The organism is Halosolutus gelatinilyticus (assembly GCF_023028105.1).
Lineage (GTDB): Archaea > Halobacteriota > Halobacteria > Halobacteriales > Natrialbaceae > Halosolutus > Halosolutus gelatinilyticus.
Genome location: NZ_CP095491.1, coordinates 1,199,490 through 1,220,113, shown reverse-complemented (window position 1 = coordinate 1,220,113; position 20,624 = coordinate 1,199,490). Strand labels below are relative to the sequence as shown.

Annotated in this window: 21 protein-coding genes; 9 read left to right on the top strand and 12 right to left on the bottom strand. The window is 67.2% G+C overall.

Features of this window, described 5'->3' with window-relative positions; all coding sequences use genetic code 11:
- Positions 1 to 2: 2 nt before the first annotated feature.
- Together endA and MUH00_RS06245 are read right to left on the bottom strand one after the other, a co-directional pair.
- Positions 3 to 1,052 (bottom strand): tRNA-intron lyase, encoded by a 1,050-nt coding sequence (gene endA / locus MUH00_RS06250; RefSeq protein ID WP_247003092.1) that lies wholly within the window; start codon positions 1,050 to 1,052, stop codon positions 3 to 5.
- Positions 1,053 to 1,415: 363 nt separating this feature from the next.
- The gene (locus MUH00_RS06245; protein ID WP_247003090.1) at positions 1,416 to 2,180 is read right to left on the bottom strand and encodes a DUF91 domain-containing protein; all 765 of its coding nucleotides are present in this window, start codon (positions 2,178 to 2,180) and stop codon (positions 1,416 to 1,418) included.
- 202 nt (positions 2,181 to 2,382) lie between these two features.
- Between MUH00_RS06245 and MUH00_RS06240 the strand changes: the two genes are divergently transcribed.
- Together MUH00_RS06240 and MUH00_RS06235 are read left to right on the top strand one after the other, a co-directional pair.
- Positions 2,383 to 2,658, top strand: coding sequence for an ArsR/SmtB family transcription factor (locus tag MUH00_RS06240; RefSeq protein ID WP_247003089.1), 276 nt, complete (start codon positions 2,383 to 2,385; stop codon positions 2,656 to 2,658).
- 4 nt (positions 2,659 to 2,662) lie between these two features.
- On the top strand, positions 2,663 to 2,959 hold the full coding sequence (locus MUH00_RS06235) for a DUF8036 family membrane protein (RefSeq protein WP_247003087.1): 297 nt from the start codon (positions 2,663 to 2,665) through the stop codon (positions 2,957 to 2,959).
- Between the two features lie 45 nt (positions 2,960 to 3,004).
- Here MUH00_RS06235 and MUH00_RS06230 read toward each other — a convergent pair whose 3' ends face one another.
- The 4 genes from MUH00_RS06230 to MUH00_RS06215 form a co-directional block, all read right to left on the bottom strand.
- On the bottom strand, positions 3,005 to 3,343 hold the full coding sequence (locus MUH00_RS06230) for a DUF2061 domain-containing protein (RefSeq protein ID WP_247003085.1): 339 nt from the start codon (positions 3,341 to 3,343) through the stop codon (positions 3,005 to 3,007).
- A 63-nt stretch (positions 3,344 to 3,406) separates the two neighbouring features.
- Entirely contained in the window at positions 3,407 to 3,697 is a 291-nt protein-coding gene (locus tag MUH00_RS06225; RefSeq protein WP_247003084.1) for a DUF8036 family membrane protein, read from the bottom strand.
- Between the two features lie 69 nt (positions 3,698 to 3,766).
- Positions 3,767 to 5,284 carry a molybdopterin-dependent oxidoreductase gene (locus MUH00_RS06220; protein WP_247003082.1) on the bottom strand — a complete coding sequence of 506 codons (1,518 nt, stop codon included), beginning with the start codon at positions 5,282 to 5,284 and terminating at the stop codon, positions 3,767 to 3,769.
- A 13-nt stretch (positions 5,285 to 5,297) separates the two neighbouring features.
- Positions 5,298 to 5,738, bottom strand: a complete 441-nt coding sequence (locus MUH00_RS06215; RefSeq protein WP_247003080.1) for a hypothetical protein — start codon at positions 5,736 to 5,738, stop codon at positions 5,298 to 5,300.
- A gap of 282 nt (positions 5,739 to 6,020) precedes the next feature.
- Between MUH00_RS06215 and MUH00_RS06210 the strand changes: the two genes are divergently transcribed.
- Both MUH00_RS06210 and MUH00_RS06205 read left to right on the top strand, forming a co-directional pair.
- Positions 6,021 to 6,665: a DJ-1/PfpI family protein gene (locus MUH00_RS06210; protein WP_247003078.1), complete on the top strand. Its 645-nt coding sequence runs from the start codon at positions 6,021 to 6,023 to the stop codon at positions 6,663 to 6,665.
- 309 nt (positions 6,666 to 6,974) lie between these two features.
- Complete coding sequence (locus MUH00_RS06205; protein WP_247003076.1) at positions 6,975 to 7,625, top strand: HAD family hydrolase; 651 nt, start codon at positions 6,975 to 6,977, stop codon at positions 7,623 to 7,625.
- A gap of 10 nt (positions 7,626 to 7,635) precedes the next feature.
- On the opposite strand, the gene MUH00_RS06200 is transcribed toward MUH00_RS06205, so the two are convergent.
- From MUH00_RS06200 to MUH00_RS06185, 4 genes are all read right to left on the bottom strand, one after another.
- Positions 7,636 to 10,044, bottom strand: a complete 2,409-nt coding sequence (locus MUH00_RS06200; protein ID WP_247003074.1) for a DEAD/DEAH box helicase — start codon at positions 10,042 to 10,044, stop codon at positions 7,636 to 7,638.
- A 118-nt stretch (positions 10,045 to 10,162) separates the two neighbouring features.
- Positions 10,163 to 10,762, bottom strand: coding sequence for a DUF7978 family protein (locus MUH00_RS06195; RefSeq protein ID WP_247003072.1), 600 nt, complete (start codon positions 10,760 to 10,762; stop codon positions 10,163 to 10,165).
- Between the two features lie 64 nt (positions 10,763 to 10,826).
- The gene (locus MUH00_RS06190) at positions 10,827 to 11,336 is read right to left on the bottom strand and encodes a PH domain-containing protein (protein ID WP_247003070.1); all 510 of its coding nucleotides are present in this window, start codon (positions 11,334 to 11,336) and stop codon (positions 10,827 to 10,829) included.
- A 146-nt stretch (positions 11,337 to 11,482) separates the two neighbouring features.
- A complete protein-coding gene (locus tag MUH00_RS06185) occupies positions 11,483 to 12,883 on the bottom strand; it encodes an MATE family efflux transporter (protein WP_247003068.1) in 1,401 nt (466 codons plus the stop codon).
- Between the two features lie 110 nt (positions 12,884 to 12,993).
- Between MUH00_RS06185 and lipA the strand changes: the two genes are divergently transcribed.
- The 5 genes from lipA to lpdA all read left to right on the top strand — a co-directional run bounded on the left by lipA (position 12,994) and on the right by lpdA (position 19,597).
- The gene (gene lipA / locus MUH00_RS06180; protein ID WP_247003066.1) at positions 12,994 to 13,944 is read left to right on the top strand and encodes a lipoyl synthase; all 951 of its coding nucleotides are present in this window, start codon (positions 12,994 to 12,996) and stop codon (positions 13,942 to 13,944) included.
- Positions 13,945 to 14,248: 304 nt separating this feature from the next.
- Complete coding sequence (pdhA, locus tag MUH00_RS06175) at positions 14,249 to 15,379, top strand: pyruvate dehydrogenase (acetyl-transferring) E1 component subunit alpha (RefSeq protein ID WP_247003064.1); 1,131 nt, start codon at positions 14,249 to 14,251, stop codon at positions 15,377 to 15,379.
- Position 15,380: 1 nt separating this feature from the next.
- Positions 15,381 to 16,367 (top strand): alpha-ketoacid dehydrogenase subunit beta, encoded by a 987-nt coding sequence (locus MUH00_RS06170; RefSeq protein WP_247003062.1) that lies wholly within the window; start codon positions 15,381 to 15,383, stop codon positions 16,365 to 16,367.
- A 1-nt stretch (position 16,368) separates the two neighbouring features.
- Positions 16,369 to 18,036, top strand: a complete 1,668-nt coding sequence (locus MUH00_RS06165) for a 2-oxo acid dehydrogenase subunit E2 (protein ID WP_247003060.1) — start codon at positions 16,369 to 16,371, stop codon at positions 18,034 to 18,036.
- A 100-nt stretch (positions 18,037 to 18,136) separates the two neighbouring features.
- Positions 18,137 to 19,597 (top strand): dihydrolipoyl dehydrogenase, encoded by a 1,461-nt coding sequence (lpdA, locus tag MUH00_RS06160; RefSeq protein WP_247003058.1) that lies wholly within the window; start codon positions 18,137 to 18,139, stop codon positions 19,595 to 19,597.
- 221 nt (positions 19,598 to 19,818) lie between these two features.
- Here the strand turns inward: lpdA and MUH00_RS06155 are convergent, their stop codons facing one another.
- Positions 19,819 to 20,115, bottom strand: coding sequence for a DUF7521 family protein (locus MUH00_RS06155; RefSeq protein WP_247003056.1), 297 nt, complete (start codon positions 20,113 to 20,115; stop codon positions 19,819 to 19,821).
- Positions 20,112 to 20,489 (bottom strand): winged helix-turn-helix domain-containing protein, encoded by a 378-nt coding sequence (locus tag MUH00_RS06150; RefSeq protein WP_247003054.1) that lies wholly within the window; start codon positions 20,487 to 20,489, stop codon positions 20,112 to 20,114. Before MUH00_RS06150 ends, MUH00_RS06155 begins: the two co-directional genes overlap by 4 nt.
- Between the last annotated feature and the right edge of the window lie 135 nt (positions 20,490 to 20,624).

Genomic DNA, 20,624 nt, shown 5'->3' with positions numbered 1-20,624 from the left:
CGTCAGGGCGTCAGCCGTTCGATCGACCACCACTCGATCGATTCGCGGTCCGTCTCGACGAGCGCGAACACCATCGTCTTCCGGACCCCGTGAGCCAGCCGAACGTCGAGCGCCAGATCGCGAGGTTCGAACACGTAGTCCGCCGGGTGCACGCGAACTAGCAGTTCCGAGTGACCGAGTTCCTCGACCGACGCCACGTCCGCGTAGGTCCGGAAGTCCGCGCCGAACTTGTAGCCCGTCTTAGGGACGACGCCGCGATCCCGCAACGCGGTGTAGACGCGCAGTCGGCGCTCGAATCGGTCCCCCTCGACGTCGCGGCCGCGGTCGCAAACCCGGTCCGGATCGAGATCGATCGCCCCCCGTTCGGCGAGGTAAGCGGCCTCGAGCAGCGAACACTGTAACGTGGGCCGATCGTACTCCCGTCCCTCCAGGGGCTGGCCGTAGAATGTCTCCTCGTACAGCGAGAGCGGCGGTTCCCAGACGACGACCCGATCGGCCAACAGGTCGGCCGCGCAATTCTCGGGCAGCGACGACGCGGAGGTGCCGTCAGGGTCGCGACCGGTCACCTCGAAATAGGTGATCTCGCTCTCCTCGTCGACGACGGCGAGTACGCTCTCCGTCAGGGTGCTCGCGGGCACGTCGGTCCGCTCGCCGATGACCCGCAGGGGGTACTCGACCTCCCCGTCACCCGGCCCCTTCCCGCGGGGAAAGACCGCGAAGTCCGTCGTCGGCGGATCCGCGACCCACGGCTCCGCCGCCGGTGAGAGGTAGAATCCCCGTGATCGCAGATCGGCGTAGACCAGAAACTGCACCCCGAAGCCCGCGCCGGGTTCGCGGGCGACGAACGATCGGAAGTCGAGTCGATCGCCGTCGGCGACGACGGCCTCCAGATCCCCGCGAAACAGCAGATGGGCCGCCTCGACGGGTGCGAGGGCGATCTCGTTGCCCTCGAGTGGATAGCCGTAGCCCCGCGAGTCGTGATAGCGCTGGCGCGCGTCGCCGCCGACGCGGACGACGCCCTCCTCCTCGTCGAATCGCCCCTCGAGTCCCATGGACGGGCGTTGGTTGTCGTGCGTAAAGTGGCTGCGGATCGATTTTTATCAGAGTCCGGTGCGAGTGTGCCGATATTGGACACCACCGCCTCGAAAGCCCCTGACGCGATCGGGTCCCGCGGCTCGCTGTGGTCCTCGTCGCTTCGCTCCTGCGGCCCTTACTCTGCGAGACGCTTCACGTCTCGCTGACCCCTCGCTCACTTCGTTCGCGAGGACTTCGCCGGGGTTCATCGATGGCGACGGGAGAGCGAAGCTCTCCCGAGCATCGCGGAAGCAAAGCTTCCGCTCAACGCCAGCCCCTTTCATTCCCGCCCGAAGCGGATGATCGGGCTGCTTTAGCCCCGGTGGTCTCTCGGGCTGCTGTCAGTCGTCACCCGCGGCCCCGATCGTCTCCTCGATCTGCCGTTCGCAAGTGGCGTCGAGACAGCGCGTTCCGGTCGCGGTCTCGAACGTCGGGAGGCTGCAGGCGCACGCGCCGTCGACGACCCCGGCGGGGATCGCGAAGCCGGTCTCGCAGTCAGGATAGCGCTCGCAGCCCGCGATGAGGCCGCCGCGACGGAGGATCCGGAGGTCGCCGTCGCACCCCGATTCGGGGCAGTCCCACTCGCGATCGAAGGCCTCGCGGACGGCGTCGTCCAGCGACTCGCAGGCCCGATCGAGGCAGACGTTGAACGCGAGGCCACGTTCGACGCGCATCCGAGGCAGTCCGCAGTCGCACTGCTCGTCTCGGATCGTCGCGTCCGTCGGGACGCCGTAGCGATCGCCGCAGCCGACGCAGTGGACGCCGGACGATCGGACGAGCGCGCCGCCACAGTCCAGACAGGTGCCGACGGGTGTGCCGGCGGCCGAACTCGGGTAGTGGGCGAACCCGTCCTGGTCGTGGGTGGCGATCCGGAGCGTCTGCGTGCCCTTCGTCGCGACGAGCGAGAAGCCGTCGATCCGGTCGCTCGAGACGGCGTCGGCGCGCGTGAGCCACGCGACGGGCTGGTAGCCGTCGATATCGTGGACCAGAACGGTGTTGTCGGGCTTGACGATCGTCGTCACTCGTCCGCGATACTCCTCGCGATCCTTGCCGTCCGTGATGACGGTGCAGTCGCCCGCGAGCACGCGAATCGCGTCGTCGATCATGCCGTCGTTGGCCGCGGATTAGTATATAAACCCGCGGAGGGCGGTCGCCCCCCTCGTATCGGTAGATGCCGTCCCGATCGGCGGTAGGGCGAAGATCGGTTAGCGGTGAACGGCGGGTCGATCGGGAAATATCGCCGAGCCGTCCCGCTGTCGGCAAATCCACATCCTTTTCATCACTTCGCGGGAATCTCAGGGCGAACCGATGGAGAAGGCGTTGTGGTATCTCATCGCCGGCACGCGCGGCGGTGAGAACAGGGCGCGGATCATCCGGGTGCTCGAGGACCAACCCCGCAACGCCAACCAGCTCGCCGAGGAACTCGACGTCGGCTACAACACCGTTCGCCACCACCTCGAGATGCTCGAGGACCACGACGTCGTCGAGCGTGGCGGGCGGACCTACGGCGAGCTGTACTTCCTCACCGACCAGTTCATGCATCACTGGGACGAGTTCGAGACGATCACGGAGAAACTGGAGTGATACCATGTCAATGTCCACGGAAATCACGGCGGCGGCGGTCCTTTCGGGCGGGAACCTCGTACTGCTCGCGGCGCTCGGCTACGTCTGGGTGCAGAACTACCGACGGTTCGGGACGCCGCTGGTCGCCGGCCTGCTGGCGTTCAGCGCCGTTCTCGCCCTCGAGAACGCGGTGGCGATCTACTTCTTTTTCAGCACCGGGATGTTCTACGCCTCGGATCCGACCGTCCAGCAGGTCGTCGCGCTCCTCCGCGCGCTCCAGTTCGTCGCCCTGGCGTTTCTCGCCTACGTCACGCTCAAGTGACCGACCGTCGGCCGTCAGTCGTCTGGTTTTCCGACCCTCGTCCCCCTACACCGCGTTCCAGAGCCGCTCGTAGCCGTAGTACGTCGCCGTCTTGATGATCGTCGTCGCGAGGCCGATGTCGATCGCGACGCTCGGATCGCCGGTCACGCCGAGCGCGATTCCGACCGTCGTCAGCAGCATCAGCACGCGGTAACACAGCGCCTTGCAGAGCGCGCGGGTCCGGCTCCCTCGCGCCAGCAGGGTGATCGATCGATCGGCGTCGGTCGCCGATTCGCTGGCCGTCGCGTCGATCCTTGGGTGGGGTGTATTCGGGTCACTTGTCGGTCGCGGCGCGTCGGGGTCGATCGTCGATTCGGGTATCGTTCCGGTCGAATTGTCGTCCATCGTTTCGTTCTCGTCGTGGTCGTTGTCGGTCGCTCGCCCCTTGGTTCCCCGTCACCCGGTCACTCACCGAACGGTCGCCCAGACGAGAAAGCACAGCGCGACGAACTGGAGCACCCGGAGCGCCGCCGCGACGAGCACCGCGCCGCCCGACTCGGCGTACAGCATCCCCATCCGGAGGTGGAACGCGATCGCGGCGACGTTCTCACCCGCCAGCAGGGCGGCGAAACAGCACAGGGCGAACACCTGCCTGTTTCGGAACGTCCAGTAGTTCCTGATCCAGACCGCCGAGAGCACGCCGAGTAACAACAGGTTGCCTCCCGCCGCGGCGACCGCGAGTAGCGTTGGATCTGTCATCGGTCGTGTTCTGCTGCACTCGGCTCCCGGGCGCGACGGGATCGAGCAGCCGAAGCGCCCACTCGGCGCTCAGGCTTCGATCGTGCGGGACACCCAGCCAGTCGCGCCGTCGGGTTTCGGGCCGCTCGGCTCGTCGGTCTGTACGGTTCCGTCGCCGTCGATCGCCCGGACGACGACCTCGTGGCTGTCGGCCGTCGGCTCGAACGCGTGTCGCCACTGGCGCCACGCGTCGTCCGCCTCGAGCTCGGGCGAGAGCTCCGCGTCGGTCCAGCTGTCGCCGCCGTCGATCGACACCTCGACGCGATCGACGCCGGCCAGGCCGGCGTAGGCGTGGCCGCCGACGGTGACCCGACCGTCGTCGCCGCGGTCGACCGACCAGAGTTTGGCCACGGTTTCGACCTCGCCGGTGCCGTCCCAGTCTCGTTCCTCCCAGTAGCCGTCGACGTCCTCGTCGGTGAGTTCGATCTCGGTGAGCCACTTGACGTTCACCTCGCCCCAGTTGCCGGGGACGAGCAGTCGTACGGGGTGACCGTGCTCCCTGGGGAGCACGCGGCCGTTCATCCCGTAGACGAGATACGATCGCTCGAGTTCCTCGCGCCTGATGGTGTTCCAGAACCCATCGTCAGCGCGCGCGACGGCGTACTCGGCGTTCGATCCGGCTTCTTCGAGGAGGTCGGCGACCGGAACTCCGGTCCAGACGGCAGTGTCCATCTCGCGGTCGTTGAGGTCTTCGCCGACGCAGCGCAGCGTGCTGTAAAACTGCTCCGCCTCGCGCTCCCGGAGGTCGTCGTAGCCGATCGTCAACTCCGCGTCGACGTCGCCGGTGATCGAGAGCTGCCACCCGTCGCGCTCGACGATCGGGTCGATCGTGTTGATGTCGACGGTGTAGAACGCGCCGATCTCGCTTACCAGGCCCGGGGCGTCGGGCAGGCCGAAAGCGGCCCGTCGGGCCCGTTCGAGCAACGCGCGCTCGCCGATCGGCGGCTGGCTGCCGCCGCCGAGGAAGGGGACGCTCGAATCGGGCGTCCGCCGTCGCCCCAGGACCGCGGCGAGGCCGGCGAACGAGAGCACGCCGAAGCCGGCCTGGAGGGTCGCCCGCTTCGTTCGATCGACGTTCCGGTCCCGACGAACGCTCAGCGGATCGTGAGCCGCGGCGTACTCGACGACGCCGACCACGACCCCGGCGGGCGCCGCGGCGGCGAGGGCAGCCGCGGTCGCATCCGTCAGCGCCGCGGTGACGAGCCAGACGATTCCGATCGACAGCGCAGCCCCGAGATACCGCAGGTCCGCGAGGACCTCGATCTCGAGGCAGGTCAGGATCGCCGCGGCCAGCAGCCCCGTCGCGAGTCCGAGTGCGAGCACCAAACTCGCCGGCTGGGCCAGCGGTCCGAGCAGTTCCAGGGTCGTATTGACGATCACGGCGGGCATGGTCTCGACGACGAACGCCGACGCCGGAGCGCCGACGAACGCCGGCGTACGGCCGGCGTACGCGTACGACCCGGCGACGGCGGCGACGGCGGCGATCGTCGCCGTGACGGCTCGCCACGTCCCGTGTGCGGTCGCGAGTCGAGACAGTCTTGGTGTCATCGGTGGCGTGGTGTTAGTTGAACCGTCTCACGGCGAGTACGCCGGCCAATCCGGCGACGACGACCAGTCCAACGATGGCGAACCCGATGCTTCCGAACAGCCCGTCGTCTTCGTTCATCTCGTCGTTGCTCATCTCTTCGCCGTCCATTCCATCGCTGTCGTTCATCCGGTCGTCATTCATCTCATCGTTTCCGTCCATCTCGTCGCCGCCCATCCCGTCACCGTCGCTCATCTCGCCGTCATCACTGCCGTTCATCTCGCCATCACCGTTCATCCCGTCGCCGTCGCCCATCTCGTCGTCGCTCGCGTTGTCTTGTTGTACGGCGCCGACGGTCGAGACGCCGGTCTCGGCCGGCCCGCTCGTCGCGACTGCCGCCGCCGTTCCGGCGCCGGCGGACAGGACGAGCAGTGCCAGTGCGAACGCGATACCAGCGTGAATCTGTGGTCGAATCATACCTCACCCGGCTCGACACTCGCCCGCCTAAAGGAGATTTTTCGAGATCTGGGGCAACTGTCCCCAAGATCCGTTGTAACTCTCCGGAGATTCGTTCGGATTCGATCGCAAATCAGTTGCAAATTCGCGGCACAGTCGTGCGGTTTCGCTCGTCACCGTGCCGGCCGTCGATCGGAAATCCGCTCGGCGCGCTCGGTCCGGCACCACCGGTGTGTTCGGCCCGAAATCGGCCGGTTCCAGCAGGCACAATATCCTTGTCCCGCTCGATACAGACGGATACCTATGCCGGACATCACCGCGGAAATCGTCCTGTTCGACGGCTTCGACGAACTCGACGCGATCGGCCCCTACGAGGTCCTGGAGAACGGCGCGCAGGCAGGCGCGTCGATCGAGACGCGGCTGGTCACGCTCGAGGCAGTTGACCTCGTGACGGCGAGCCACGGGCTTCGGGTGGAACCGGACGGCACCCTCGGCGAGCCGGACCTGCTGCTCGTGCCGGGCGGTGGCTGGACGACCGCCAACGCCGGGGTTCGGGCCGCCGTCGAGGACGGCGTCCTCCCGGAGGCCGTCGACGATCGGTACGCCGACGGCGCGACGGTCGCCTCAGTCTGTACGGGGGCGATGGTCCTCGCGGAGGCCGGTCTGCTGCAGGGGCGCCCGGCGACGACGCACCGGGTCGCGATCGACGACCTCGAGGCCCACGCGGCGAACGTGGTCGAGGAACGCGTCGTCGACGGGGCGGCTACCGCCGCCAGTCCAGAGCGTGCCAGCGGGCACGCGGACGACGGCGACGTGCTCACCGCGGGCGGCGTCACCGCCGGGCTCGATCTGGCGCTGTGGCTGCTCGAACGCGAGTTCGGCGACGAGATTTCGAGCGCCGTCGAGGAAGAGATGGAATACGAACGCCGTGGTGGTGTGTTCGGGTAGATGGTTCGATCAGCTTTGACCCGATATTGGCATCCATAGCCATTGAGAATACCACGAAAGCCCCTGACACTATCCGGTCGAGGGACTTGCTGCGCGCTCCCCTCACTTCGTTCGGTCAGTGCTTGCTACGCCCGTCTTCCCGGATAGCGTCAGCCCCTTTCAGTCCCACCCTTCGGTGGCGTTCCGGCCAGCCGATACGGGCGGGGCCTTCGTGGTGGTATTATTCTACTTTGAACGATCGTGCGTCGATCCGACCGCTACTTCTGCTAGCCAAATGGCTATCCGATCGGGGCGAATAGCCTCCGTCATATGACTGCCGTGTTGTTCGATATGGACGGCGTGATCGTCAACAGCGAGGACTACTGGGTCGAACTCGAGCGCGAAGAGTTGCTGCCGGCGGCGGTACCGGACGCGGACGTCGACGTCGCGGAGGTGACCGGGATGAACTTCCGCGAGATCTACGACTACCTCGATTCGGAGTACGAGACGGCGATCGATCGGGAGGAGTGGATCGATCGGTTCGAAGTCGCAGCGGCGGAGATCTATACCGAGCGGGTCGACCTCCTCGACGAGTTCCACCAGTTGCTCGCCGACCTCCGGGAGCGAGACGTCCGGGTGGCGATCGTCTCCTCGTCGCCGCACAGTTGGATCGACATGGTTCGCGATCGATTCGACCTGGAAGGCGAGTTCGACGAGGTGATCAGCGCCGACGAGATCGACGCCGCGAGCAAGCCGGCGCCGGACGTCTACGAGTACGCCGCCGATCGCGTCGGGCTTCCCGCCGAGGAGTGCATCGCGGTCGAGGATTCGGAGAACGGGATCGAGGCGGCCGCGCGAGCGGGAACGATCGTCGTCGCCTACCGGATCGACGCCCACGGCGACATCGATCTCTCGCCGGCCGACGAGGTGGTCGACTCCGCCGACGAACTGCGACGGACGGTGCTCGAACTGACGGCGTAACAGCGGACGACTAGCGGCCGGTCACCCGGACCGTCCGGGTCTCCTCGATCGGCACCAGCGGCTCCTCGGGGAAGGCGACGCTCACCGCGAACTCGAGTTCGTCCGCGTCGGCGCCGAAGACGCCGACCGGAACGGTGTCCGCGTCCCGCAGGTAGGTGTTCGTCCCGGTCATCTCGACCCCGTTCACGGTGACGCGGATGCCGGCCCGCGAGGGTTCGCCGACGTTCCGGACCGTCACCTCGCGAACTTCGTTCTCTCCGTGGCCGATCGAGTCGGGAAACGCGCCCCAGTCGATCTCGACCGACGGGAGCGATTGGGCGCTCTCGTAGACGCGTTCGGCGACCCCCTCGGAGAGCCCGGCCGCGACCAGTCCGTCGATCCCGGCGTCGACGACATCGCCGGGCGCCGAGAGTCCCTCTTTCGAGAGTTTGCTCGCCCGACCCGCCGCGACCCCGTCGATCGCCGTGAGTCCGACCGCGTCCGCGGCCACGCCGTTTTCGATCCGGGCTTCGACCCGACGAGCGAGGTTCGCCGCGTGCGGGCCCGCGAATCGATCGAGGAACGCGCCCAGCGCCGAGACGAGTCGCGTCGCGTTCTGCTGGATCACCCAGGCGTCGCTGCGCAGATCCGGCGGGATCGAGCCGTTCGAGCCGCTCCTGAGGATCGCGAGCACCTTCCGCTCGCCCGCGTCGAGGTCGCCCGTCTCCTGGCCGACGAGCACCGCGCTGATCGCGTCGCGCTCGGACTGTCGCGCCGAGACGGAGTCGAACTCCTGGGCGGTCGCGACGGCTTCGAGGATGTCGGCCGTTCGGAGCGGCATTCCCTCCTTGCGGCTTCGTCGCTCGGTCTTCGAAGCGCGTGGCGTCTCGCTCGCAACCCGATCGCACAGTTCCGCAAAGCGGGCCGCCGTCGCGAGTCGCAGGTAGTACTTCGAGGCTAGCATCCCCCGCGGCGTCGCCTCGATCGACAGGTCCTCGCCCATCTCGACGAAGCCCCGATCGACCAGTTCTTCGAGACAGTCTCGCACGCGGCTCCGGAGGTTCGGGAAGTCGTACTCCTCCGGCCTCGACTGGCCTCGAACGTAGTAGAAGGTCGTCTCGAGCCAGTCCATCACGTCGTCCAGATCGGTGATCGTTCCCATCGCGATCTCGGCGTTGAGGTGGGTTTCGAGGCTCTCGGCCAGCCGCGACTCGATCTCCTTGCCGTCCCGGAGCAGGCGGCGGTACTTGTCGGCCTCCGCGGCGTCGCAGACGACCCAGCCGTAGCCGACGTCGTCGTAGCCGGGTCGGCCCGCCCGCCCGAGCATCTGCAGCACGTCGAGCGGGCTCATATCGACCTCGCCCTCGAGCGGGTCGTGGAGCTTCGTATCGCGGATGATCACGCAGCGGGCCGGGAGGTTGACCCCCCAGGCGAGCGTCGACGTCGAGAACAGGAGTTCGATCCGTCCCTCCTTGAACCACTCCTCGACGAGGTCGCGATCGTTCTTCGAGAGCCCCGCGTGGTGGAAGGCGACCCCGTCAAGCACCGACTTGCGGAGCGTGTCGTTCTCCAGCGCCTCCTTCGACTCGGCGTGGAAGTCGTAGTCGCCCCGCGGACCGATCTGCAGGTCGCGCTCGGCGATCTCGTCTCTGGCCTTCTTGGCCGCCTGCACGGTGTCCTGTCGCGAGGAGACGAACACGAGCGCCTGGCCGTCGTCCCGGAGGTGCGGCTCGGCGAGGTCGAGCGCCCGGTACAGCCGCCGGTACTTGTCCGCAAAGGAGTTCTCGCCGTGGGTGTAGGTCTTGACCCCGGCGTTCAGGTCGACCGGGCGGTACTCCTCGCCGAACTCGAAGGTTGTCTCCGCGGGAGCGTCGAGCCACGCGGCCACGTCGTCGACGTTCGGCATCGTCGCCGAGAGGGCGACGATCCGGGGATCGCAGAGCCGCCGCAGCCGCGAGATCGTCACTTCGAGCACGGAGCCGCGCCGATCGGCGTCCAGCAGGTGGACCTCGTCGATGACGCAGACGTCGACGTCGGTGACGAAGTCGTACCGGCGCGAGTCGTGCTTGCGCGTCGCCGAGTCGAGTTTCTCGGGGGTCATCACCAGGATGTCCGCGTGCCGCGCGCGCCGCGGGTTCAGGTCCCGCTCGCCGGTGACGACGTACACCGAGTAGTCCAGGTCCTCGAAGCGGTCCCAGTCGTCTTCTTTCTCGTTTGTCAGGGCTCGCAGCGGCGCGATAAACAGCGCGGTGCCGCCGTCGGCGAGCGCCTTGCAGATCGCCAGTTCCGCGAGCGCCGTCTTGCCCGACGCCGTCGGCGCGCTCGCGACCACGTTCTCCTCGCGCTCGAGCAGCGCCGGCAGCGCCTCTCGTTGCATCCGGTTGAACTCCTCGAAGGCGAAGGCGTCAGCGAATTCGGGGAGAACCTCGGCGACCTCCATCATGCTGACACGGGCAGCGCCGGGTCAAAGGCGTTTCCCTCGCGACCCGCCGCGCGATTCGGTTCGGCGTTCGCTCCTCGTCGGAGTCGGCCTCGATCGGCCCGTCGGGCGGTTCCGATCACCGCAACCCGACGACGGCGACGACGATCGCCCCCGCGGTCGCGAACACGAGCGGGTAGAGGACGCCGGCGAGAACGATCGCGGGGAGGAGTTCGGGAGCGATCGAGCCGCGCGCTTCGATTCCGAAGATCGTCCACGAGGCGCTCGTCTCGGCGACGACCGCTCCGAGACCGGCTACCAGGCCGTAACCGATCGTCACCGGCGCCCCGGTGAGAACGGCCTCGCCGATGGTCCGGACGTCCCACCGGTAGGCGAGCGCGGCACCGGCGATCGCGAGCACGAGCGGCGGGACGACGTACAGCGCCGTCGCGCTCGAACTGCCGTATTGGGCGATGAAGTTGACGGACTCCGTCCCGCCGAGCACGCCGCTGACCTCGACGTCGACCAGGTGAGCGCTGTAGGAGTACCAGGCCACTCCCTTCCACTCGGCGACGTTGCCGCCGAACTCCGCGCGAACGTCGCTCGCAACCAGCGCGTACGTGACGAGATAGCCGACCGCGGCGGCGAGGATTCCGGCGCCCGCGCTCGCCGCGGCGTCCGTGGCGCTTAGCGCGCTCGATCGCGATCGACTAGCCGTCCGAACTGACTGTCGTGTCATCGTGTCGGTTCCGGAGGCCGTTCGACCTACTATGCCTTGTGGTCGATCGGGACGGATCGCGGACTCAGACCGGTGGATTTCCGGTCGTCGCGCCGAGTTGGTCGTCGAGCACGTTCGCGGCCCGGCCGGGGTTCGGAACGAGTTCGAACGTCAACTCCGGTTCGCCGGAGCCGGCGGTGTAGACGGTCAGGTCGCCGTAGCCCAGCAGGCGGCCGAGCGCGGACTGCTGAAGGCTGGTGTTCTGGACGCGATCGAGGCGAAACTGCGTGACGTCGCGCGAGACGACGCCGCGTTTCTTGTACAGTTCGTCGGAGGTGATCACGTACCGCGTGTTCGTCCAGACGAGCCAGCGCGCGCCGACGATCGCCAGTCCGCCGAGTGCGATGACGGTGCCGACCGCGGGAAGGTAGTCGACGCCGTTCGCGAGGCTCCAGCCGGCGAGCACGAGGCCGACGAACAGCAGTCCGACGCCGATCGGCAGGCCGGCGCCCATCGCGATCGGGTGGGGACGCCGGTCCCAGACGATCGCCTCGTCGTCGGAGAGGTGCAGCCAGTCGGCCGTCGCCGGGGGCATAGACCCATCCTATTCCGCTTCGGGCCGTAAAACTATCGCGGTCCTTCAGCCGCCGACGGGGCCGACCGGGCGCGTCGATCGGCGATCGACGATGATCGGCCGGAGGCGAGCGAGTCCAGTTTGGGAGTCCCGATCGGGCGCGGGCATCAGTCCGCGGCCTCCGCGGCGGCGGTCTTCGCGGCGCGTTCGTTCATTCCGCCGCTCGTCTCGAGCCGGTAGTAGCACCCGAGGCCGATCGCGGCGGCGACGTTCGAAAGGGTGACGCCCCAGAAGACGCCGGTGACGCCCATGTTCAGGACGAACGCGCCGGCCGCCGCGATCGGGATGCGGACGATCCAGTACTGCAACAGCGTGGCGATCAGGCTCGTCCGGGTTCGCCGCGCGCCGTTGAACCCGGCCTGCAGGAGGTACATCGCGCCGATCGCCCAGTAGCCGTACGCGAGAATCCGCAGGTACTCCGTCGCGGCCGCGAGTTCCGCCGTCGTCGCGTCGGGAACGAACAGCGCCGACAGGATGCCGGGGATCGCCCACTGGACCGCGCCGATGACCGTCAGCCCGACGCTGGCCATGACGACGCCGATCCACGTCGTTCGCCGCGCTCGGTCGGGCAGTTCCGCCCCGAGGTTCTGGCCGATCATGCTCTGGGCGGCCTGCTGGAGCCCGATCGCCGGGACGAACGAGATGGTCGCCACGCGGGCGCCGATCGTGTACGCCGCCAGCCCCGTCGCACCCCCGACGAGGGCGACGAGCCAGACCATCCCGACGCGCGCGGACTGGCTCGTAACGTACTGTCCGGCTGTCGGCCAGCCGATGTCGACGATCTCCCGACAGTCGTCGAGCGCGAGTTCGCAGTCCGCTCGCGTGATGACGAACCCGTCGCGGCCGCGCACCGCCATGCCGATTCCGAGCGCGAGACCGAAGCCGTAGCCGATCGCCGTCGCCAGCGCGGCCCCCGCGACCCCGAGTCCGGGAAACACCCACCAGCCGAAGATCAGGAACGGATCGAGCACGAGGTTCACCGCGACCGACAGGGCGTTGATGTACAGGGCCGCCCGGGTGTCGCCCCAGCCGATAAAACTCGACTCGATAGCTTCGCTCGCGCTCGTCAGCGGAACCGCGAGCGCGAACGTCGCGAGGTACGCGGCGGCGTATCGGGTGACGACCTCGCTCGCGCCGAAGATGCCGACGATCCGGCCCGCGAGCGCCCAGACGACGAGGCCGACGATCGATCCGGCGATCAGGCCGACGCCGATGCCGTTGACAGCGGCGCGGCGGCCGCTCGCGGATTCGTCGGCGCCGACGCGCTGGGAGACGAGCACCTGGGTGCCGACGCCGGCGCCGACCGCGACGGCGGCCAGCAGTCCGATGATCGGAAACGTCACCCCGACCGCGGCGACTCCCTCCAGGCTGTGGCGACCGAGCCAGAGCGTATCGATTACCTGCTGCAGAACCTGGACGAGGTTCTGCACGAGCAACGGGCCGGCCAGGATCACGAGCGTCTTCGCGATAGGGCCGCTCGTGATCTCGTCGCGATCCAGATCGAACATTCTCTTGGACCTGATGAGTGGTCAATAAAATAAATATTTATTCAATGCGAACTGATCGTGCGGGCCCGCCGATCACAATGGTTTTTCACCCTCGGCGGCCACGTTCCGGTATGAGCACCGCTCGCAAGCCCGACTGGCTGAAGATGCGACCGCCGTCGGGCCGGGAGTTCACCGACATCCGGGAGACGCTCCGGGAACGGAACCTCCACACCGTCTGCGAGGAGGCTAACTGTCCCAACCTGGGCGAATGCTGGTCGGGAGGGGCGAACACCGGCGGCGAGGGCGGGACGGCCACGTTCATGCTGATGGGTGATCGCTGCTCGCGCGCCTGTAACTTCTGCGACGTCGAGACCGGCGGCATGGAGCCGCTCGATCCCGACGAACCCGAAAACGTCGCCGCGGCCGTCGCCGAAATCGGCCTCGACTACGTGGTCCTGACGAGCGTCGATCGGGATGACCTGCCCGACCAGGGCGCGGGTCACTTCGCCGAGACGATCCGGGAGATCAAGGACCGTCACCCGGGCATCCTCGTCGAAGTGCTCATCCCCGACTTTCGGGGCGAAGAACGGCTCGTTCGGAAGATCGTCGACGCCGATCCCGACGTGATCGCACACAACGTCGAAACCGTCGAGCGTCTGCAGTTTCCCGTCCGCGATCGGCGCGCGGGCTACGAGCAGTCGCTGTCGGTGCTCGAGCAGGTCGATCGGGAATCGGACATCTACACGAAAACCTCGATCATGCTCGGTCACGGCGAGTACGACCACGAGGTCTACCAGACCCTGGCCGACTGCCGCGAACGCGGCGTCGACGTCGTGACGCTGGGACAGTACCTGCGCCCGTCGCGGAGCCACCTCGAGGTGAAGCGGTACGACCACCCGGATAAGTACGAGACGTGGCGCCGGGTCGCCGAGGAGGAACTCGGCTTCCTCTACTGCGCCAGCGGGCCGATGGTCCGATCGTCGTACAAGGCGGGCGAGCTGTTCGTCGATGCCGTCCTCCGGGAGGGGAAGAGCGTCGAGGAGGCGCGGCGCGAAGCGCGGCCGCAGACGACGGAGTCGTAGGGCCTCGGACTGTGGACCCACGTCACGCCGCCTCGAAGACGACGAGCCCGTCCGCGCTCCTGCCCGTTGCCAACGCACCGCACTCGTCTGAACTCGGGTTTCGTCCAGTCTTCCGCTTCCTTCGGGGTCAGAATCCGATGAACGGCTAAAAATATCCTGTTCTGAGCAACACTGTCCAGACGTGTCGCCTTGAGTGCAGTATTCTTGAGCCTGCGGGGCAAGAATATCACCGATAGTAAACTATTTACGAAAATCCTTTAACGAGAGCGATAATTCATTAGGGTATGTGCAGGTGGGTTTACCCGTGAGCACGATACAGCGCGACCCCCGAGAACGAGTACAGGTCCTCGACGACACCGGTCGGGTCCTCGAGGGGGCCTCCGTGCCGGAGCTTTCCGACGACGAACTCGTCGAAATGTACGAGCAGATGCGGCTGGCACGGCACTTCGACGAGCGAGCGGTGAGCCTCCAGCGCCAAGGGCGGATGGGGACGTACCCGCCGCTGTCTGGCCAGGAAGGGTCCCAGATCGGCAGCGCGCACGCGCTCGATCAGGAGGATTGGGTCTTCCCTAGTTACCGCGAACACGGCGTCTCGCTGGTCCGCGGGATGTCGCTCAAGCGCACCCTGCTGTACTGGATGGGCCACGAGCAGGGCAACCGGATCCCCGACGACGCCAACATCTTCACCGTCGCCGTCCCGATCGCGACTCAGATTCCGCACGCGACGGGCGCCGCGTGGGCCTCGAAGCTCCGCGGCGAGGAGAAGGCCTTCATCTGCTACTTCGGCGACGGTGCCACCTCGGAGGGCGATTTCCACGAGGGACTGAACTTCGCCGGCGTCTTCGACACGCCGAACGTTTTCTTCTGTAACAACAACCAGTGGGCGATCTCGGTGCCCCGCGATCGCCAGACGGCGAGCGCCACGTTAGCCCAGAAGGCCGAGGCCTACGGATTCGAAGGCGTCCAGGTCGACGGCATGGATCCGCTCGCGGTGTACAAGGTCACCCGCGACGCCGTCGAGAAGGCGAAGAACCCGGCCGCGTTCGACGACGGGGCGGCCGGGAGCGCGACCCGGCCCACGCTCATCGAGGCGGTCCAGTACCGCTTCGGGGCGCACACGACCGCCGACGATCCGTCCGTCTACCGCGAGGAGGCAGAAGTCGAGCGCTGGCGCCAGAAGGACCCGATCCCGCGGATGGAGACGTTCCTGCGGAACCACGGCCTGCTGGACGACGAAGAAGCCGACGCGATCGAGTCGCGGATCAAAGACGAGATCGCCGAGGCGATCGACGCGGCGGAGTCGGTCGAGCGTCCCGATCCCGAGGAGATCTTCGCCCACGTCTACGAGGGCATGCCCAAACGATTACAGCGCCAGCTCGAGTGGTTCGAATCGGTACGCGAACGCCACGGCGACGACGCGCTATTGGAGGGATAACATGGCTGCAGAATCGGAAAATCTCACGCTGGTACAGGCGGTACGGGACGGATTGCACACGGAAATGGAACGCGACGAGGACGTCGTCGTCATGGGCGAGGACGTCGGCGAGAACGGCGGCGTCTTCCGCGCCACCGAAGGCTTGTACGACGAGTTCGGCGGCGATCGGGTGATCGACACGCCGCTGGCGGAGTCGGGGATCGTCGGGACGGCGATCGGGATGGCGGCCTACGGGATGCGGCCCGTGCCCGAGATGCAGTTCATGGGATTCATCTACCCCGCGTTCGACCAGATCGTCTCCCACGCCGCGCGCCTGCGGACGCGATCGCGCGGCCGCTATACGTGTCCGCTGGTCGTCCGGGCGCCCTACGGCGGCGGCATCCGCGCGCCCGAACACCACTCCGAGTCGACGGAGGCGATGTTCGTCCACCAGCCCGGACTCAAGGTCGTCATGCCGTCGACCCCCTACGACACGAAGGGGCTTTTGGCGAGTGCGATCCGCTCGCCGGATCCGGTGGTCTTCCTCGAACCCAAACTCATCTACCGGGCGTTCCGCGAGGAAGTTCCGAACGAGTCGTACGAGGTGCCGATCGGCGAGGCCGCAGTCCGCCGGGAAGGCTCCGACATCTCGGTTTTCACCTGGGGCGCGATGACCCGGCCGACGATGGAGGCCGCGGAGAACCTCGAGGGCGAGATCGACGTCGAGGTCGTCGACCTGCGCACCCTCTCGCCGCTGGACGAGGACGCGATCGTCGAGTCGTTCAAGAAGACCGGCCGCGCCGCGGTCGTCCACGAGGCGCCCAAAACCGGCGGACTGGCCGGCGAGATCACGGCGACGATCCAGGAGCAGGCCCTCGTGTACCAGGAGGCGCCGATCGAGCGCATCACCGGCTTCGACACGCCGTTCCCGCTGTACGCGCTCGAAGACTACTACCTGCCGGAGGCCGCCCGCATCGAGGACGGTATCCGGAACGCCGCGGAGTTCTAACATGGTTCGCGAGTTCAAACTCCCCGACGTCGGCGAGGGGGTCGCCGAGGGCGAACTGGTCTCGTGGCTGGTCGCGGAAGGCGACGAGGTCAGCGAGGATCAACCGGTCGCGGAGGTCGAGACCGACAAGGCGCTGGTCGAGGTACCCGCGCCGGTCAACGGGACCGTTCGCGAACTGCGCTACGAAGAGGGGGACGTGATCCCCGTCGGCGAGGTGTTCGTGACGTTCGACGTGGAGGGCGAAGAGACGCCGAGCGAAGCCGAATCGGAAACGGAATCCGAGGCCGACGTCACCAGTCACTCGGCGGACGTCGATTCGCCGGAGGAAGCACGGTCCCCCGAAGGGGGCGAGGGCGAACTCGCCGGCGATCCCGGCGCCGAGACCGCCGAAATCGAGACGCCGGACGATCGGATCTTCGCGCCTCCGCGCGTGCGACGAATGGCCCGCGAGGAGGGGATCGACCTCTCGCGGATCGAGGGCAGCGGTCCCGGCGGTCGGATCACGGCTGCAGACGTACAGGCCGCCGCTGGCGGCGGCGAAATCGAGGCGGCCAGCGCCGACGAGACGGCCGGCGCCCCGGAACCGGGCGCCGAATCGGCGGCGGATGCGATCGAGCCCGACGCCGACGCGACGCCGTCCGATACGGGATCCGACGCCGCAGCGGGCGCCGCGACGGGAGCCGGCGGACAGCGGGCCCGGCAGGCGCGGCCCGCGCAGGTCGAATCGGCCGATCGCGATCGGACGCTGGCCGCGCCCGCGACCCGCCGGATCGCCCAGGAGGAGGGCGTCGACATCGACGCCGTCCCGACGGACGAGGAGCGCGACGGCGAGGCGTTCGTCACGCCCGAGGCCGTCCGGGAGTACGCCGAGGCGCAGCGCCAGGCCCAGGAGGCCGACCGCGAGGCGATCGAGGCCGGCGAACCGGTCAGTCAGAAAGGCGCCGAGTTCGCGCCCGGCGAGCGCGAGCGGCGCGAACCGTTTCGCGGCGTCCGCAAGCGGATCGCCGAGGCGATGGTCGAGTCGAAGTACACCGCACCCCACGTCACCCACCACGACGAGGTCGACGTCACCGACCTGGTCGAGGCCCGCCAGCGGCTCAAACCCCGCGCCGAGGAGCAGGGCATCCGGCTGACCTACATGCCCTTCATCATGAAGGCGGTCACGGCCGCGTTGAAGGAGTTCCCCGAGATGAACGCGGTCATCGACGACGCGAACGAGGAGATCGTCTACCGCGACTACTACAACGTCGGGGTCGCCACCGCGACCGACGTCGGGCTGATGGTGCCGGTCGTCGAGAACGTCGACGGCAAGGGACTCCTCCAGCTGTCCTCGGAGATGAACGAGTTAGTGCAGAAGGCCCGCGAGCGATCGATCAGCCCCGGCGAACTCCAGGGCTCGACGTTCACGATCACGAACGTCGGCGGCATCGGCGGCGAGTACGCCACGCCGATTTTGAACTATCCCGAGTCGGGGATCCTCGCGATTGGCGAGATCAAGCGCAAACCGCGCGTGGTCGAGCGAGACGGCGAGGAGTCGATCGAGCCGCGATCCGTGCTCACGCTCTCGCTGTCGTTCGACCACCGACTGATCGACGGTGCGGTCGGGGCGGAGTTCACGAACACAATCATGGAGTACCTCGAGAACCCCGAACTGCTATTGCTCGAGTGAGCGAATACCCACCCTAGGACTACAACCATCTCACGACTATACGATTACCAACTATGAACGCAAATACGACTCCGAGAAGGACGAGAACGGGGGCGAACTGATGGTCGTCGGAGACGTCACCACCGGCACGGACATCGTGGTCATCGGCGCCGGCCCCGCCGGCTACGTGGCCGCGATTCGCGCTGGCCAGCTCGACCTGGACGTAACGCTCGTCGAGAAGGACGCCTACGGCGGCACCTGCCTGAACTACGGCTGTATCCCATCGAAGGCGCTGATCACCGCCAGCGATGTCGCCTACGAGGCGGGCCACGCCGAGGAGATGGGCATCCACGCCGACCCGGCGGTCGACCTCGCCCAGATGGTCAACTGGAAGGACGACGTCGTCGACCAGCTAACCGGCGGCGTCGAGAAGCTCTGCAAGGCCAACGGCGTCAACCTGCTCGAAGGGACGGCCACCTTCGCGAGCGAGAACACCGTTCGGGTCTCCCACAGCGGCGAGGGGCAGGGCTCGGAGACCCTCGAGTTCGAGCACGCGATCGTCGCGACGGGCTCGCGGCCGATCGAGATCCCGAACTTCGACTACGGCGACGAGCCCGTCCTCGACTCGAAGCAAGCGCTCGCGCTCGACTCGGTTCCCGACTCGCTGGTCGTCGTCGGCGCCGGCTACATCGGAATGGAACTGGCCAGCGTCTTCGCCAAACTCGGGACCGACGTGACGGTCGTCGAGATGCTCGACTCGATCCTGCCCGGGTACGACGACGACCTGAAACGGCCCGTGAAGGGGCGGGCGGACGACCTCGGGATCGACTTCCACTTCGGCTACACCGCCTCGGAGTGGCACGAACAGGGCGACGGCATCCAGGTCGTCGCGGAACCCGTCGAGGAGGCTGCTGCCGATGGAGGACAGGCCGAAGCCGTCTCGGACACGCTCGACCTCGACGCCGAGAAGGTGCTCGTTGCGGTCGGCCGACAACCGGTCTCGGACACGCTCGATCTCGACGCTGTCGGCGTCGAGACCGACGATCGCGGCTTCATCCACACTGATTCGCGCGCGCGAACGAACGTCGACCACGTCTTCGCCGTCGGCGATGTCGCGGGCGAACCGATGCTCGCCCACAAGGGCAGCATGGAGGGTCAGGTCGCTACCGAGGTGATCGCTGGCGACCCATCGGCGATCGACTACCAGGCGATGCCGGCAGCGGTCTTCACCGATCCCGAGATCGGCACCGTCGGCATGACCGAGTCCGAGGCCGAGGAGGCCGGCTTCGACACCGTCGTCGGGAAGTTCCCCTTCCGCGCCAGCGGTCGCGCGCTGACCACCGGCGAGACGGACGGCTTCGTCAAGATCATCGCCGACGAAACCGAGGGGTACGTCCTCGGCGCCAGCGTCGTCGGTCCCGAAGCCTCCGAACTGATCGCCGAACTCGGCCTGGCGATCGAACTCGGCGCGACACTCGAGGACGTCGCGTCGACGGTCCACACCCACCCGACGCTGTCGGAGGCGGTGATGGAGGCCGCCGAGAACGCGCTGGGGCACGCGATCCACACGTTGAATCGGTAAGTCGCCCGAATCGGCACTCGGAGCGCCGACGCGAAGCGGGTCGAAACGCGGCGAGCCGCCCTCTCGAACGACCCCGATACCGACGACGAGACCGAAGCCGCGACGGAGACCGACGATGGCGACTACGACGTCGGCGATCGGTTATGAGAAAATCGTGGTGACCGACGAGTTCGCCATCGTGATGGACGATGCTGGCTACGAGGCCCGATCTCACCACATCCTTACTGGACGTACAGCGAGTACGCGATCACGAGAAAGCCGATCAACACGAGGAGACTCTCCAGCAGGATTCCGAGCGCGAGCGGCACTCTGAGCACCTCGTAGAGCATTCCCGCCAACACCAGTCCGAGGGTGACGATTCCGAACCCGGTCGCGAGATAGCCGAGCGCCCGCTGGCGGGTCCGACGGTACGCTTTGAACGCGAAGAACGTGATGACGCCCCCGACTACGAGCACGAGCGTCTTGACGACGGCCAGCGCGAGGGCCGTTTCCGTCGTTCCGATCAGTTCGGTACTCATGTTTCCTTGCGCACCTCCGACCACAGTTCGGCGAGGCGTTCGTCGGCCGTCCTGGCCGGCCGTTCGATCTGGACCGACAGCGACCGATCCTCCTCCAGAACGAGCGTGATCTCGTCGAACGCGACCGAGTACTTGCTCGCGTGGTGGCCGTCGCGTCTGATCGCGGTCGACTCCTCGAGCAACGTCGCGTCGGTCAGTAACTCGAGCTTTCGGTACAACGTTGATTGCGGGATCTCACACCGGGAAGTGAGTTCAGAAGCCGTCATTGGTTCGTCGAGACTCCGGATGATCTCTCGGCAGTCGGGATCGTCGAGCGCAGCGCAGATCTCTTCCGCAGACGGCGTCGACTCCGAACCGATCGGGTCCCGGACCATTCACCCATCTCTTGTGACGCAGGTGGTTTATCGGCATCGATGCGCCGGTGTGACAATCCGTCGACGATCCGCTCACGAACCCGTTCGAGGAGTCGCGCGATCGTCGACTGTCGGCCGGTTTCAGCGCCGGTTTCC

Excerpts from the sequence above, each read along its gene's own strand:
- endA (WP_247003092.1), bottom strand. The coding sequence starts at position 1,052 with ATGGGACTCGAGGGGCGATTCGACGAGGAGGAGGGCGTCGTCCGCGTC.
- MUH00_RS06245 (WP_247003090.1), bottom strand. The coding sequence starts at position 2,180 with ATGATCGACGACGCGATTCGCGTGCTCGCGGGCGACTGCACCGTCATC.
- MUH00_RS06240 (WP_247003089.1), top strand. The coding sequence starts at position 2,383 with ATGGAGAAGGCGTTGTGGTATCTCATCGCCGGCACGCGCGGCGGTGAG.
- MUH00_RS06235 (WP_247003087.1), top strand. The coding sequence starts at position 2,663 with ATGTCAATGTCCACGGAAATCACGGCGGCGGCGGTCCTTTCGGGCGGG.
- MUH00_RS06230 (WP_247003085.1), bottom strand. The coding sequence starts at position 3,343 with ATGGACGACAATTCGACCGGAACGATACCCGAATCGACGATCGACCCC.
- MUH00_RS06225 (WP_247003084.1), bottom strand. The coding sequence starts at position 3,697 with ATGACAGATCCAACGCTACTCGCGGTCGCCGCGGCGGGAGGCAACCTG.
- MUH00_RS06220 (WP_247003082.1), bottom strand. The coding sequence starts at position 5,284 with ATGACACCAAGACTGTCTCGACTCGCGACCGCACACGGGACGTGGCGA.
- MUH00_RS06215 (WP_247003080.1), bottom strand. The coding sequence starts at position 5,738 with ATGATTCGACCACAGATTCACGCTGGTATCGCGTTCGCACTGGCACTG.
- MUH00_RS06210 (WP_247003078.1), top strand. The coding sequence starts at position 6,021 with ATGCCGGACATCACCGCGGAAATCGTCCTGTTCGACGGCTTCGACGAA.
- MUH00_RS06205 (WP_247003076.1), top strand. The coding sequence starts at position 6,975 with ATGACTGCCGTGTTGTTCGATATGGACGGCGTGATCGTCAACAGCGAG.
- MUH00_RS06200 (WP_247003074.1), bottom strand. The coding sequence starts at position 10,044 with ATGGAGGTCGCCGAGGTTCTCCCCGAATTCGCTGACGCCTTCGCCTTC.
- MUH00_RS06195 (WP_247003072.1), bottom strand. The coding sequence starts at position 10,762 with ATGACACGACAGTCAGTTCGGACGGCTAGTCGATCGCGATCGAGCGCG.
- MUH00_RS06190 (WP_247003070.1), bottom strand. The coding sequence starts at position 11,336 with ATGCCCCCGGCGACGGCCGACTGGCTGCACCTCTCCGACGACGAGGCG.
- MUH00_RS06185 (WP_247003068.1), bottom strand. The coding sequence starts at position 12,883 with ATGTTCGATCTGGATCGCGACGAGATCACGAGCGGCCCTATCGCGAAG.
- lipA (WP_247003066.1), top strand. The coding sequence starts at position 12,994 with ATGAGCACCGCTCGCAAGCCCGACTGGCTGAAGATGCGACCGCCGTCG.
- MUH00_RS06170 (WP_247003062.1), top strand. The coding sequence starts at position 15,381 with ATGGCTGCAGAATCGGAAAATCTCACGCTGGTACAGGCGGTACGGGAC.
- MUH00_RS06165 (WP_247003060.1), top strand. The coding sequence starts at position 16,369 with ATGGTTCGCGAGTTCAAACTCCCCGACGTCGGCGAGGGGGTCGCCGAG.
- lpdA (WP_247003058.1), top strand. The coding sequence starts at position 18,137 with ATGGTCGTCGGAGACGTCACCACCGGCACGGACATCGTGGTCATCGGC.
- MUH00_RS06155 (WP_247003056.1), bottom strand. The coding sequence starts at position 20,115 with ATGAGTACCGAACTGATCGGAACGACGGAAACGGCCCTCGCGCTGGCC.
- MUH00_RS06150 (WP_247003054.1), bottom strand. The coding sequence starts at position 20,489 with ATGGTCCGGGACCCGATCGGTTCGGAGTCGACGCCGTCTGCGGAAGAG.